This window comes from Cognatiluteimonas weifangensis (assembly GCF_003416885.1).
GTDB classification, from domain to species: domain Bacteria; phylum Pseudomonadota; class Gammaproteobacteria; order Xanthomonadales; family Xanthomonadaceae; genus Cognatiluteimonas; species Cognatiluteimonas weifangensis.
Genome location: NZ_QVPD01000002.1, coordinates 88762 through 102349, shown reverse-complemented (window position 1 = coordinate 102349; position 13588 = coordinate 88762). Strand labels below are relative to the sequence as shown.

The following is a 13588-nucleotide window of genomic DNA, read 5'->3' as shown; positions in this document are numbered from 1 at the left end:
CGGAATTGACGGCAGGCACGCCGGCATGGACAATTCGCGGTTCGCCGCGGAGCATCCCCAGCCTGAACAGGCCGCCGATGGCTATCCTCGCGGGCCCACGTGGCTACGTAGCTCAGCCGGTTAGAGCACAGCACTCATAATGCTGGGGTCGGTGGTTCGAGTCCACCCGTAGCCACCATTCGCGTCCAGGCCCATGGACATCTTCAAGACCTTCACCCTGGAAGCCGCGCACCGGCTGCCGAACGTGCCGACCGGACACAAGTGCGCGCGGCTGCATGGGCATTCGTTCCGGGTCGAACTGCTGGTCGCCGGCGAGCCCGGCGCGCACAGCGGCTGGGTGATGGACTTCGCGCAGATCAAGGCGGCGTTCGCGCCCTTGTACGCGCAACTCGACCACCACTACCTCAACGACATCCCCGGGCTGGAGAATCCGACCAGCGAACGCCTGGCGATCTGGATCTGGGAGCGGCTGAAGCCGACGCTGCCGCAACTGGCCGAGGTCGTGGTCCACGAGACCTGCACTTCGGGCTGCCGCTACCGCGGGCCCTGATCTCGACACGCCCATGTCGTTGATTTGCAACGGTTCATGAACGCCTGACGGCGACCCCGCGTATGTTGCAATGCAGCAACGACCGGGTTATGCTGCGGCGCACAAACCGGCAATCCCTGCCGGAGCAGCGCAGGAGTCCGCCATGTACCAGATCAACGAGCAGTTCGCCGCCGCGACCCGCCAGTTCGCCGACGCCGCCGCCCAGGTCAACCGCCTGGCGCTGACCAACGCCGAGGAAGTGTTCGGCCTGCAGCTGGCCGCGATCGAACAGAGCGTCAACGCCACCTTCGCCTTCTGGGGCGAGCTGGCCGAAGTGCGCGATGCCGACGGCCTCAAGGCCGTATGGCCCAAGGGCGTGCAGGTCGCGCGCGAGAACGTGGAGCGCAGCATCAGCACCGGCCAGGAAGTCCTCGGCCGCACCCTGAAGGCCAACGAGGCCATCGGCCAGGTCGCCAAGGGCCAGTTCGAAGCCGCCGCAGCGCAGGCCCAGGCCGGCGTCGAGAAGGCGACCAAGGCCGCCAAGGCCAAGTAATCGCGGTAGGATCGACCACGCCGGGATCCCGGCGTTGCGGGTCTGCTTCCCCGCGTGACGAAGGCCCGGCAGCTCGCGCTGCCGGGTTTTTTTATGGCGCCGCGTCGCCGTCGATCAGTCGGCCGCGGGCGCAGGCGCCGGCCGGGCGGCAGCATGCCGGCGGTGGTCGCGGCCCAGCAGCAGGTACATCACCGGCACCACGAACAAGGTGAAGACGGTGCCGATCGCCATGCCGCCGACGATCACCCAGCCGATCTGGTTGCGCGCCTCGGCGCCGGCGCCCGAGGCAATCGCCAGCGGCAGCGACCCCAGCACCATCGCCCCGGTGGTCATCAGGATCGGGCGCAGGCGCAGCGCCGCCGCCTCGATCACCGCATCGAACTTGGCCCGGCCCTGGCCCTGCAACTGGTTGGAGAACTCCACGATCAGGATGCCGTGCTTGGCGATCAGGCCGACCAGGGTGACCATGCCGATCTGCGAGTAGATGTTCCAGCTGCCGCCCGACAGCCGCAGTGCCAGGAACGCACCGAACGCGGCCAGCGGCACCGCCAGCAGGATCACCAGCGGATCCACCCAGCTCTCGAACTGCGCCGCCAGCACCAGGAAGATGAAGGCGATCGCCAGTGCGAAGATCATCGCGAAGTCGCTGGCCGACTCGCGGAACTCGCGGCTCTGCCCGGACAGGTCGTATTGTGCGTCCGGCGCCACCTCGGCCAATGCGTTCTCCATCCAGGTCAGCGCCTCGCCCATGGAATAACCCGGCGCCAGCCCCGCGCTGATCGTCGCCGAGCGCAGCTTGTTGAAATGATTGAGCTCCTTGGCCGCGACCGTCTCGTCGACGTTCACCAGGTTGGACAGCTGCACCATCTGCCCGTCGCCGCCCTTGACGAAGATGTTGGACAAGTCGCCCGGCGTGCGCCGCGCGGCGTCCTCCACCTGCACCAGCACGTCGTACTGCTCCGAGCCCATCTTGAAGCGGGTCACGTTGCGCCCGCCGAGCATGGTCTCCAGCGTGTGCCCGACGGTGGCGACGTCGCTGCCGACCGCGGCGACCTTGTCGCGGTCCACCGCGATCTTCAGCTGCGGCTTGTTGAGCTTGAGGTCGCTGTCGGGGTTGGTCAGTTGCGGGTTCTGCGCGATCTTCGCCATCAGCTTCTGCACCGTGGCGTCCAGCTGCTCCCAGGTACCGGTGGTCTGCACCACGAAGCTCACCGGCTGGCCGAAGCCGCTCTGGCCCAGCGGCGGCGGCAGGGTCGGGAACGCCATGATCCCGGGGATGCCCATGAACTGCGGGAACAGCTGCCCCTGCACCTGCTCGGCCGAGACCTCGCGCGCGTCCCAGTCCTGCAGCATCACGAAGCCGATGGTGTTGGTGACCGCGGGAAAGCCGACGATCTGGAAATAGTGCTCCACGCTCGGCGCCTGCGAGAGGGCGTGCTCCATCATCCGCGCGTACTTGTCGGTGTACCCGACGGTGGAGCCTTCCGGCGCCACGCCGAAGCCGACGATCACGCCCTGGTCCTCCTGCGGCGCGAGTTCCCGCGGCAGCGTCATGAACAGCGCCAGCGCCAGCGCGAAGACCGCGCCGGCCACGCCGACCACGACCCACTTGCCGCGCAGCGCTGCGCCGAGCAGGCGCTTGTAATGGCGGTCCATCCCGCCCAGCACACGCTCGCCGATCTCGTAGAAGCGACCGCGCTTGCTCTCGTGGCGCAGCAGTCGTGAGGACATCATCGGCGACAGGGTCAGCGCAGTGAAACCGGACACCAGCACTGCGCCGGCCAGGGTCAGCGCGAACTCCACGAACAGCTTGCCGGTGCGGCCGGTGGAGAACGCCAGCGGCACGTACACCGCCGCCAGCGTCAGCGACATCGCCACGATCGCGAAGCCGATCTCCTTGCTGCCCTTGAGCGCCGCCTGGAACGGCTCCATGCCCTCCTCGATGTGGCGGAAGATGTTTTCCAGCATCACGATCGCGTCGTCCACCACCAGCCCGATCGCCAGCACGATCGCCAGCAGCGTCAGCGTGTTGATGGTGAAGCCGAAGGCGAACATCAGCCCGAACGCGCCGATCAGCGACACCGGGATCGTCACCAGCGGGATCAGCGTGGCGCGCCCGTTGCGCAGGAACAGGAAGATCACCAGCACCACCAGCAGCACCGCCTCGCCGACGGTCTTGTAGACCTCCTGGATCGACTTCTTGATGAAGATCGTGCTGTCGAAGGCGACCTCGATGCGCATGCCCTGCGGCAGCGTCTTCTGGATCTGCGGCAGCAGCTGCTTGAGGTCTTCGGAAATGTCCAGCGGGTTGGCCACCGCCTGCTTGACGATCGCCAGCGGCACCGCGTTGATGCCCTTGTAACGGGCGCGGAAACGTTCTTCCTGCGAACCCAGCTCGATCCGGGCAACGTCCTTGAGCCGCACCAGGTAGCCGTCGACGTCGCCGAGGATCACGTTGCCGAACTGCTCGGGCGTCTTCAGATCGGTTTCCGCCAGCACCGTGAATTCGCGTGCATCGCCTTCGACGCGACCGGCGGGGATCTCGACGTTCTGCCTGCGCAGCGCGTTCTCCACGTCGGCCGGGGTCAGGCCGAAGCCCGCCAGCCGCTGCGGCTGCAGCCACACCCGCATCGCGTAGGTGCTGGAGAACACCTGCGCCTGGGCGACGCCCGGAATCTGCTGGATGCGGTCCTTGACCAGGCGCTCGGCGTAGTCGGCGATCTCCACCTGCGAATGGCGGTCGGAGGAGAACGCCAGGTAGATGATCGGCTGCGCGTCGGCCTCCTGCTTCTGGATGATCGGCTCGTCGACCTCCTCGGGCAGCCGCTGCCGCGCCTGCGCGACGCGGTCGCGCACGTCGGAGGCGGCGCCGTCGGGGTCGCGGTCGAGATTGAAGCGGATGGTCACCTGGCTGGACTGCTCGCGGCTGACCGACTGCATGTACTCCACGCCTTCCACGCCCGACAGCGCGTCCTCGATCGGCTGCGTCACCTGCGACTCGATCACCTGCGCGCTGGCGCCGGGATAGACGGTGTTGACGGTCACCACCGGGGTGTCGACGTTGGGGATCTGCCGCACCGCGAGGCGGTCGTAGGCGATGATGCCCACCAGCAGGATCACCAGGTTGATCACCGTGGCGAAGACCGGGCGGCGGATGGAGATGTCGGAAAGGACCATGGACGCCTCTGGGTTCTTGGCTTGCCCGGCGGACCGCGGCCGGGCCGGGGAAGACGCTGGCGCGAAGCGCCGGATGCGGGGTGTCGGGGCGGGGGCGCGGGCGCCGACCCGCTCCCGGCGGGAGCGGCCCCGCGGCGGTTACTGCGCCGGTTGCGGTGCCGCGCCCTGCGCGTTGCCGGCCGGCGCGGCCGACGGCGGCAGCACCATCACCGGCATGCCGTCGTGCATCATCGGCTTGCCCTGGCCGGCGGTGATGACCACGTCGCCGGCCTTCAGGCCTTCGACCACCTGCACTTGGCCCGGCACGCGCACGCCGGTCTTGACCACGGTCTTCTTCGCCTTGCCGTCGACCACGGTGTAGACCAGGCGCACGTCGCCTTCCTGCATCAGGGCCTGTTCGGGCACCAGCAGGGCCTGCGCGCCGCTATCGCCGGTGTCGAGCCGGAGCTTGGCGAACTGGCCCGGCCGCAGGCGCAGGTCGGGGTTGGCGATGCGCGCGCGCAGCCTGGCGCTGCGGCTGTTGGCGTCGATCACCGGATCGATGGCGACTACCTCGCCGTCGAACACCTCGCCGGGGAAGGCGTCGACCGCAACCTGGAGCTTCTGCCCGGTGCGCAGCTGCGACAGCACCGTCTCCGGGACGCTGAAATCGACCTCGATCGGATCCGTGCGCACCAGCGTCACCAGCGCCTGGCCGGCGTCGACGAACTCGCCGACGCTGACCGCGCGCAGGCCGATCTGACCGGAGAACGGCGCCCGCAGAGTCATCTTGTCCAGCGTGGTCCGGGCCGAGGCCGCACGGGCCCGGTCGACGCCGAGCGCGGCGCGGGCGCGGTCGTAGTCGGACTGTGCGATCAGCTTGTCCTTGGCCAGTTCGCCGGCGCGCGCGGCGGCGCGGCGGCTGTTGTCGAGGTTGGCGGCCGCCTCGTTGAGGCTGGCGCGGGCGAGGCTGTCGTCGAGCGCGAACAGCACCTGCCCGGCCTCGACGTGGCCGCCTTCGGTGAAGCGGATGCGGCTGATGCGACCGGACAGCTCCGGGCGCAGCACCACCGACTCGTCGGCGCGCAGGCTGCCCACCGTCTCCAGCCCGGCGACCAGGGGTTGCGGCTGCACGGTGACGGTTTCCACCGGCAACTGCATGCCGCCCGGGGGGCCGCCAGCGGCCGCGCCCGCGCCGGCGTCCGGCTTGGAGCAGGCCGCTGTCGCCAGCAATGCGGTCGACAGGGTGAGCAACACCAGCGAATGACGCATGCACGGTCCTCTTGGGGCATTCCTATACTGCGCAGTCTAGCATTGGCCGCCGTCGTCGCCCGTGCCGGAAGTCGTGGCGTGGGCGCCCGTCAGGCCGGCAATTGCAGCAAACGCGACAACTCGGCCGGGTCCGGCCGCTGCCGGTGCGGCAGCCAGCCCCAGCACGGCGCCGGGATCCGCTGCCGCAGCAGTTCGCGGTTGTCGTCCACGCGAGCCATGTCCGGATCCACGCCGGTACCGATCCAGCCGACCAGCCGGCAGCCGTCGGCCTGGATCGCGCGCACGCTGAGGATGGCGTGGTTGAGGCAGCCCAGGCGCAGGCCCACCACCAGCACCACCGGCAGTTCCAGCGCACGCACCAGGTCGGCCTGCCACAGGTCGGTCGCCAGCGGCGCCGCCCAGCCGCCGACACCCTCCACCACCACCGTGTCGGCCTGCGCCCGCAGCCGCGCGTGCGCGGCCAGCAGCGGTGCCAGCGCGACCTCGACCCCGGCTTCGCGCGCCGCGATCTCCGGCGCCAGCGGCAACGGCAGCGCGTAGGGATTGAGGTCGGCGTAGTCCGGCGGCGACTCGCTGGCCGCCAGCAGCGCCAGCGCGTCGGCGTTGCGCCAGCCCTGCGGCGTGCGCTCGCTGCCGCTGGCCAGCGGCTTCATGCCGACCGCGCGCAGGCCGCGGGCGCGCAGGGCGTGCAGCAGAGCGCAGCTGGCCAGGGTCTTGCCGACACCGGTGTCGGTGCCGGTCACGTACAGGGCCGTCTCCATGCCCCGCACTGTATCAAGCGGCCGTGATCGGCTGCGATGCGGCCACGCGGTACACTCGCGGCATGTTCACCCTTGCCCCCCTGTCCGGCAGCAAGCCGGAGCAATATGCGCAATTGCTGGCGCAGACGCGTGCGCTGCTGCACGGCGAGCGCGACCGCATCGCCAACGCCGCCAACCTCTCGGCGCTGCTGTGGCACGGCCTGCCGGAACTGAACTGGTGCGGCTTCTACCTGTTCGACGGCATCGAGCTGGTGGTCGGCCCGTTCCAGGGCCTGCCGGCCTGCGTGCGCATCCCGCTCGACAAGGGCGTGTGCGGCGCTGCCGCGCGCACGCGACAGACCCAGCGCGTGGCCGACGTCAACGCCTTCAGCGGGCACATCGCCTGCGATTCGGCGTCGCGCTCGGAACTGGTGGTCCCGCTGGTGCTGCCGGACGCCAACGGCGGCACCCTGCTCGGCGTGCTCGATCTCGACAGCCCGCGGCCGGAGCGTTTCGATGCCGAGGACCAGCGCGGCCTGGAAGCGATCGCGCAGGCCTATCTGGAGTCGCTGACATGAACCAGCAGGAAAAACTCCGCAACATCGGTCCCAAATCGGCGGCCTGGCTGCGCCAGGTCGGGCTGCGCACGCGCGCGGACCTGGCCGCGGCCGGCACGGTCGAGGCGTTCATGCGGGTCAAGCGCGCCGGCTTCAAACCCAGCCTCAACCTGCTGTACGCGCTGGAAGGCGCGCTGCAGGACTGCCACTGGCAGGAGGTGCCGGATGCGCGCCGCAACGAGCTGGTCGCCTCCGCCGAAGCCGCGATCGCGCTGCTGCCGCCGCCGCGCGGGCGCCCGGCGGCCGCCCCCGTGACCACGACCATGATGCTGGCCGACGACGACGCGCCGCTGCCGTCCGTCGACGCCGACGTGGATGCCGACAGCGACGACGCGTGATCGCCGGCGACCGCCCGCGCGGCGGTGACGGGTCGGTGGTTGACGGGTTCAGGCTAGTTGCGTAGCGGGGTTCCCGTTTCCCCCGCCATCGCATCCGGTACAATCGTCTCCGCTTCGAGGTGACCCGGCGACGTCCTGTCCACGGGTTGAAACGGGAAGCCGGTGACGAGCCCGACAGCGCACGCTGTCCACGCCTCCATTCCGGCACTGCCCCCGCAACGGTAAGCACGCCAGGCCACGGCATCCGCCACTGTGCAGCGCGCACGGGAAGGCGCCGCGGCCGGAACCGCATCCCGCATGCCGGTTCAGCGCGCGAGTCCGGAGACCGGCCCGGAGCAGACTGGTTGCGACGCGGAGGGCGTTGCGGCGGCGATGCCGGCGCGCGCGTACCGCATGCAGTGCCCCGGCCCCTCGCTTCCGCCTCCTGCGTGCCGTAACTCCCGCCCACTCAGCGCGCGCGGGTGTGCGCGATGGAGACCTCTGCATGCAACTGCACTTGCGACAGCTTTCCCTTTCCCTGGCCGTGGCGTGCGCGCTGGCGCCGCCCGCCGTGGCCGCGACCGGGCCCGCGGACGACCAGACCACCACACTGGACCAGGTCGTGGTCACCGCCACCCGCACCGCGGTCACCGCCGACCAGTCGCTGGCGGCGGTCGAGGTCATCGACCGCGAACAGATCCAGCGCAGCCAGGCGCGCTCGCTGCCGGACCTGCTGCGCGGCCGCGCCGGCATCAACCTGGTCAACCAGGGCGGGCTCGGCAAGGTGTCCACGCTGTTCCTGCGCGGCACCGAGTCCGACCACACGTTGTTCCTCGTCGACGGCGTGCGCATCGGCTCGGCGACCTCCGGGCTGACCGCGCTGCAGGACCTGCCGCTGGAGCTGATCGAGCGCATCGAGATCGTGCGCGGCCCGCGCTCCAGCCTGTACGGCAGCGAAGCGATCGGCGGCGTGATCCAGGTATTCACCCGCGGCGGACGCGACGGCGTGCATCCGCGCCTGCGCCTGGGCGCCGGCAGCCACGGCCTGCGCGAGGCCGGCGCCGGCGTCGACATCGGCGGCGCGCGCGGCTGGTTCGGCGTCGACTACACGCACCAGGGCAGCGACGGCATCGACGCCTGCCGCGGCATCGGCGCGCCGTTCTACGCCGGCTGCGGCATGGACTCTCCGGACCCGGACCGCGACGGCTACGAGAACAACGCGCTGTCGCTGCGCGCCGGCATCGAGCTCGGCGATGCGCTGAGCGCCGACGCGCACGCATTGCGCAGCGCAGGCCGCAACGCCTACGACGCCGACCCGGCCTGGGGCCTGCCCGACAACTCCGACACCATCCAGCAGGTGGTCGGCGGCAAGCTGCGCTACGCCGCCGGCGAGCGCGTCACGCTGCAACTGGCCGCCGGCCGCAACCTCGACGCCTCGGACAACTTCCTCGGCCAGGTCTTCAGCGACCGCTTCCAGAGCACCCGCGACAGCGCCACCCTGCAGACCGACCTCACCCTCGCCGCCGGCCAGCTGCTGACGCTCGGCGCGGACTGGTCGCGCGACCGCGCCGAGGTCGCCGGCCCGTTCGCGACCTTCGACGCCCATCGCGGCAACCGCGCCGCATTTGCGCAGTACCAGGGCCGCTTCGGCCGCCACGACCTGCAGGCGGCGCTGCGCCGCGACGACAACGACCAGTTCGGTGGCCACACCACCGGCAGCCTGGCCTGGGGCCGCGACTTCGCCCATGGCCTGCGCGTCACCGCCAGCGTCGGCAGCGCATTCAAGGCGCCGACCTTCAACGAGCTCTATTACCCGTTCTTCGGCAACCCCGACCTGCGCCCGGAAACCTCGCGCAGCGCCGAACTCGGCCTCGCCCAGCGTCGCGACGCATGGCATTGGCAACTCAACGCCTTCCAGACCGCGATCGACGCGCTGATCGTGTACGACCCCAATCGCTTCCAGGCCAACAACATCGACAGCGCCCGCATCCGCGGCGCCGAACTCACCGCAGGCACCACGCTCGCCGGCTGGGAGCTGGCGGCGCAGGCCAGCGTGCTGGATCCGCGCAACCGCAGCACCACCGATGACGGCAAGCTGCTGCCGCGGCGCGCGCGCCGGACCGCGCGCGTGGATGCGGACCGCCGCTTCGGCGACTGGCGCATCGGCGCCAGCTGGGTGGCCGAGGGCGCGCGCTACGACGACGTCGGCAACGCGCTGCGCCTGGGCGGTTACGCCACCGTGGACCTGCGCGCGGAACTCGCCTTCGCCCGCGCCTGGACGCTGCAGGCCAGCGTGCGCAACGCCTTCGACCGCGATTACGAAACCGCCGCCTACTACCGCCAGCCAGGCCGCGAATTCGGCCTCACCCTGCGCTGGGCGCCGCAATAAGGGCTCCGGAGCGACAACGCATGGATGCAAAAGGCCCGGCAAGTCGGGCCTTCCTGGTTCTTCCTTCAAGTGCGAAACGCCTCGAGGGAAGCCGATGAACCAGCCTGCGCGGGACACGCCGTGAGTACCTCCTCCAAGCTCTGAAACCTCTGCAGGAAAGCGGCGCCCGGCTTGTGAGGCGTGCCCCGTGGATGCAGGACTCAAGTTCGGAAGCTTTTATGGGGGGAAGCCGGTGGCCCGGCCTGTACGGGACACGCCGTGAATCCATCCCTGGAGGCTCCTCGGCGGCATCCATGCCGCCGACGGTCCCGCACAGGCCGGGCCACCGGCTTCCAGGCAGTGAGTCGGCGCTTGTAGAAAAGCCCCACGAAGCGATGACCTCCAATCTCGCCAAGTCGTCGCCCGGCGGGCTGGGGGTGCGGAGAGTGGACCATGGATGGTCCACGACCCGACTTAAAGACAGGAGGTCGTCAGGAGGGCGCAGCACCCCCAGCCCGCCGGGCGACGACTCCCTCCGAAGCCGATCCCGACGTGACGTCAAGCCAGGGATGGCCCGCGCCCCAGCTTGAAGACAGGGCACCATCAGGAGGGCGCAGCACCCCAACCCGCCGGGCGGCGACTCCGTCCGAAGCCGATCTCACGAATGCAGGCCATGACTCGAAGTCAGGCCGGAGACGATTATTCGACCGTCACCGACTTGGCCAGGTTGCGCGGCTTGTCGACGTCGGTGCCGCGCGCCAGCGCGGTGTGGTAGGCAAGCAGCTGCACCGGGATCGCGTGCACGATCGGCGACAGGATGCCGACGTGGCGCGGAGTGCGGATCACGTTGACCTGCTCGGACTCGCCGAACTGGCTGTCGGCGTCGGCGAACACGAACATCTCGCCGCCGCGCGCGCGCACTTCCTGGATGTTGGACTTGACCTTCTCCAGCAGCGCGTCGTTGGGCGCGATCACCACCACCGGCATGTCGGCGTCGACCAGCGCCAGCGGCCCGTGCTTGAGTTCGCCGGCCGGGTACGCTTCGGCGTGGATGTAGGAGATTTCCTTGAGCTTGAGCGCGCCTTCCAGCGCGATCGGGTAGTGCACGCCGCGGCCGAGGAACAACGCGTGCTCCTTCGGCGCGAAACGCTCGGCCCAGGCGACGATCTGCGGCTCCAGGTTGAGCGCGTGCTGGACGCTGCCGGGCAAATGGCGCAGGACTTCGATCAACGCGGCCTCCCGCTCCCCGGACAGGCGCCCGCGCAGCTTGGCCAGGGTCGCGGCAAGGGTGAACAGCGCCACCAGCTGGGTGGTGAAGGCCTTGGTCGAGGCGACCCCGATCTCGGCGCCGGCGCGGGTGTAGTGGACCAGCGCGCTGGCGCGCGGGATCGCGCTCTCGGGCACGTTGCAGATCGCCAGGGTGCGCGCCTGGCCCAGCGACTTGGCGTACTTCAGCGCTTCCATCGTGTCCAGGGTTTCGCCGGACTGGGAGATGGTGACGACCAGTTGCCTCGGGTTGGCGACCACCTCGCGATAGCGGTATTCGCTGGCGATGTCGACCGCGCACGGGAGCCCGGCCAGCGCCTCGATCCAGTAGCGCGCGGTCAGGCCGGCGTAATAGCTGGTGCCGCAGGCGAGGATCTGCACCGCCTCGATATCGCCCAGCACCTCCGCGGCGTCGCGACCGAACAGCGTCGGCGCGAACGCGCCGCCGGCGACCAGCGCCTCGATCGTGTCGGCGATCGCGCGCGGCTGCTCGTGGATCTCCTTCTGCATGAAGTGCCGGTACGGGCCCAGCTCCAGCGACGCCAGCGACACGTCCGAGACGTGCACCTCGCGCGCGACCGCGGCGCCGCCGGCGTCGTACACGCGCACCGCCTCGCGGGTCAGCTCGACCGTGTCGCCCTCCTCCAGGAAGATCACCCGGCGCGTGGCCGAGACGATCGCCGAGACGTCGGAGGCGACGAAGTTCTCGCCCTCGCCCAGGCCCACCAGCAGCGGGCAGCCCACACGCGCGGCGACCATGCGGTCCGGGTCGCGCTTGTCGATCGCGGCGATCGCGTAGGCGCCGTGCAGCTCGCGCACCGCCTGCTGCAGCGCGCCCAGCAACGAGTGGCCCTGGGCGCGGTGATGGTGGATCAGGTGGGCGATGACTTCCGAGTCGGTCTGCGACTCGAACGTGTAGCCCAGCGCCTGCAGCCGCGCGCGCTGCGCCTCGTGGTTCTCGATGATGCCGTTGTGCACCAGCGCCAGCTCGCCGTGGCTGATGTGCGGGTGGGCGTTGCCCTCGGTGACGCCGCCGTGGGTGGCCCAGCGGGTGTGGCCGATGCCCAGCGCGGCGCTGAAATGCTCGGCCACGGCCGCGGCTTCCATCTCGGCGACGCGACCGGTGCGGCGCACGCGGCGCACGCCGTCGCGCTCGACCACGGCGATGCCGGCCGAATCGTAGCCGCGGTATTCCAGCCGCTTCAGGCCCTCGATCAGGACCGGGACCACATCGCGATCCGCGATCGCGCCGACGATGCCGCACATGGCAGGACGTTCCTTGCGGGGGAGGCGTCAGTGTAGCCGCTGGCCCCGGCGTCCGGCTGTCCGGCGGACGCCGCAACGGTGTCCGCCGGACAGCCGGAGCCGGGGCTTTTTCTTTTTCGCATCAATCGCTTGGAGATTGGCACGCGACCTGCTTGAACAAGCCCGGAACCCTTGCCGAGCCTTGTCCACATGCCTATCCGCGACACCTCCGCCCAGGACCGCCCGCTCGCCACCGCCGCCGGTGGACAGGCGCGCACGCGCCGCGGCTGGCTGCTCGCCGGCGGCATCGCCGGCACGGTCGTGCTGCTGGCCGCGTGGCTGCTGTCGGGCTGGAGCGCGGGCAGCCGCTCGTTCGACGCCGACCGCGTGCGCATCGCCACGGTCGAGCGCGGCGACCTGGTCCGCGACATCTCCGCCGAGGGCCGGGTGATCGCCGCCAACAGCCCGATCCTGTACGCGGTCGCCGGCGGTACGGTGCTCCTGCACGTGGTCGCCGGCGACGCTGTGAAGCAGGGCCAGGCGCTGGCGGAGATCGACAGCCCGGAACTGCGCAGCAAGCTCGCGCAGGAAGAGGCGACGCTGGCCAGCGTGGAGGCCGAGGCCAGCCGCGCCGCGCTCGATGCGCAGCTGGCACGCTCCACCGCGCGCAAGCTGCTCGACCAGGCGCAGATCGAACGCCAGGCCGCGCTGCGCGACCTAGAACGCAACCAGCGTGCCTTCGACGGCGGCGCCGTGGCGCAGATCGACGTCGCCCGGGCCCAGGACGCGCTGCGCAGCGCCGACATCGGTCTGCAGCACGCGCAGCAGGATTACGGCCTGCAGGACCGCGGCGCCGGCCTGGACATCCGCAACAAGCGCCTGCTCGCCGACCGCCAGCGCGCGGTCGTCGCCGAGCTGCAGCGTCAGGTCGATGCGCTGACCCTGCGCGCGCCGTTCGACGGCCAGGTCGGACAGGTGCAGGTCGCACAGCGCGCCAACGTCGCCGCCAACGCGCCGGTGCTGGGCGTGGTCGACCTGTCGCGCTTCGAGGTCGAGATCAAGGTGCCCGAAAGCTTCGCCCGCGACCTGGCGATCGGCATGCCGGCGCAACTCGCCAGCGGTTCCGGCCAGCCGTTCGCCGGCGAGGTTTCCGCGGTGTCGCCGGAAGTGGTCAACGGCGAAGTCGTCGCGCGCCTGCGCTTCAAGGACAAGCAGCCGCCGGGGCTGCGGCAGAACCAGCGGCTGTCGGCGCGGATCCTGCTCGACACCCGCCGCAACGTGCTGATGGTCGATCGCGGGCCGTTCCTGGAGCAGGGCGGCGGCGCCAGCGCCTACGTCATGGACGGCGACAGCGCGGTCAAGCGCCCGATCCGCATCGGCGCCAGCAGCCTGGGCGCGGTCGAGATCCTCGACGGCGCCAGGGAAGGCGACCGCATCGTGGTCTCCGGCAGCGACCAGTTCGGCGACGCCGAGCGCGTGGTCATCCACTGACCGTCCCACCGCAACAGATCCCCACCCCGTCCGG

At 70.5% G+C, this 13588-nt stretch carries 10 protein-coding genes, 1 tRNA gene and 1 riboswitch; of the genes, 7 read left to right on the top strand and 4 right to left on the bottom strand.

What is annotated here, in order from left to right; translation table 11 throughout:
• The first annotated feature begins 101 nt into the window (after positions 1-101).
• The 3 genes from D0Y53_RS02190 (at position 102) to D0Y53_RS02180 (ending at position 1082) form a co-directional block, all read left to right on the top strand.
• Positions 102-178 (top strand) — tRNA-Met (locus D0Y53_RS02190).
• Between the two features lie 15 nt (positions 179-193).
• Positions 194-550: a 6-carboxytetrahydropterin synthase QueD gene (gene queD / locus D0Y53_RS02185; protein WP_117201568.1), complete on the top strand. Its 357-nt coding sequence runs from the start codon at positions 194-196 to the stop codon at positions 548-550.
• Between the two features lie 142 nt (positions 551-692).
• Complete coding sequence (locus D0Y53_RS02180) at positions 693-1082, top strand: phasin family protein (protein ID WP_117201567.1); 390 nt, start codon at positions 693-695, stop codon at positions 1080-1082.
• A gap of 114 nt (positions 1083-1196) precedes the next feature.
• Here the strand turns inward: D0Y53_RS02180 and D0Y53_RS02175 are convergent, their stop codons facing one another.
• The 3 genes from D0Y53_RS02175 to bioD form a co-directional block, all read right to left on the bottom strand.
• Entirely contained in the window at positions 1197-4259 is a 3063-nt protein-coding gene (locus D0Y53_RS02175) for an efflux RND transporter permease subunit (RefSeq protein ID WP_117201566.1), read from the bottom strand.
• Between the two features lie 138 nt (positions 4260-4397).
• Positions 4398-5510, bottom strand: coding sequence for an efflux RND transporter periplasmic adaptor subunit (locus tag D0Y53_RS02170; protein ID WP_117201564.1), 1113 nt, complete (start codon positions 5508-5510; stop codon positions 4398-4400).
• 89 nt (positions 5511-5599) lie between these two features.
• The gene (gene bioD, locus D0Y53_RS02165) at positions 5600-6271 is read right to left on the bottom strand and encodes a dethiobiotin synthase (RefSeq protein WP_117201562.1); all 672 of its coding nucleotides are present in this window, start codon (positions 6269-6271) and stop codon (positions 5600-5602) included.
• 62 nt (positions 6272-6333) lie between these two features.
• On the opposite strand from bioD, the gene D0Y53_RS02160 reads away from it, so the two are divergent.
• The 3 genes from D0Y53_RS02160 (at position 6334) to btuB (ending at position 9573) form a co-directional block, all read left to right on the top strand.
• Positions 6334-6828: a GAF domain-containing protein gene (locus D0Y53_RS02160; RefSeq protein ID WP_117201790.1), complete on the top strand. Its 495-nt coding sequence runs from the start codon at positions 6334-6336 to the stop codon at positions 6826-6828.
• Complete coding sequence (locus D0Y53_RS02155) at positions 6825-7205, top strand: TfoX/Sxy family protein (protein WP_117201560.1); 381 nt, start codon at positions 6825-6827, stop codon at positions 7203-7205. The genes D0Y53_RS02160 and D0Y53_RS02155 overlap by 4 nt, the downstream gene beginning before the upstream one ends.
• Before the next feature lie 99 nt (positions 7206-7304).
• Positions 7305-7553, top strand: a riboswitch (cobalamin riboswitch).
• Positions 7554-7689: 136 nt separating this feature from the next.
• Positions 7690-9573, top strand: a complete 1884-nt coding sequence (gene btuB, locus D0Y53_RS02150) for a TonB-dependent vitamin B12 receptor (RefSeq protein WP_117201559.1) — start codon at positions 7690-7692, stop codon at positions 9571-9573.
• 678 nt (positions 9574-10251) lie between these two features.
• On the opposite strand, the gene glmS is transcribed toward btuB, so the two are convergent.
• Entirely contained in the window at positions 10252-12084 is a 1833-nt protein-coding gene (glmS, locus tag D0Y53_RS02145; RefSeq protein WP_117201557.1) for a glutamine--fructose-6-phosphate transaminase (isomerizing), read from the bottom strand.
• Between the two features lie 189 nt (positions 12085-12273).
• Between glmS and D0Y53_RS02140 the strand changes: the two genes are divergently transcribed.
• Positions 12274-13554, top strand: coding sequence for an efflux RND transporter periplasmic adaptor subunit (locus D0Y53_RS02140; protein ID WP_117201555.1), 1281 nt, complete (start codon positions 12274-12276; stop codon positions 13552-13554).
• Positions 13555-13588 lie beyond the last annotated feature (34 nt).

Coding starts and splice junctions, on each gene's coding strand:
- queD (WP_117201568.1), top strand. CDS start 194: ATGGACATCTTCAAGACCTTCACCCTGGAAGCCGCGCACCGGCTGCCG.
- D0Y53_RS02180 (WP_117201567.1), top strand. CDS start 693: ATGTACCAGATCAACGAGCAGTTCGCCGCCGCGACCCGCCAGTTCGCC.
- D0Y53_RS02175 (WP_117201566.1), bottom strand. CDS start 4,259: ATGGTCCTTTCCGACATCTCCATCCGCCGCCCGGTCTTCGCCACGGTG.
- D0Y53_RS02170 (WP_117201564.1), bottom strand. CDS start 5,510: ATGCGTCATTCGCTGGTGTTGCTCACCCTGTCGACCGCATTGCTGGCG.
- bioD (WP_117201562.1), bottom strand. CDS start 6,271: ATGGAGACGGCCCTGTACGTGACCGGCACCGACACCGGTGTCGGCAAG.
- D0Y53_RS02160 (WP_117201790.1), top strand. CDS start 6,334: ATGTTCACCCTTGCCCCCCTGTCCGGCAGCAAGCCGGAGCAATATGCG.
- D0Y53_RS02155 (WP_117201560.1), top strand. CDS start 6,825: ATGAACCAGCAGGAAAAACTCCGCAACATCGGTCCCAAATCGGCGGCC.
- btuB (WP_117201559.1), top strand. CDS start 7,690: ATGCAACTGCACTTGCGACAGCTTTCCCTTTCCCTGGCCGTGGCGTGC.
- glmS (WP_117201557.1), bottom strand. CDS start 12,084: ATGTGCGGCATCGTCGGCGCGATCGCGGATCGCGATGTGGTCCCGGTC.
- D0Y53_RS02140 (WP_117201555.1), top strand. CDS start 12,274: ATGCCTATCCGCGACACCTCCGCCCAGGACCGCCCGCTCGCCACCGCC.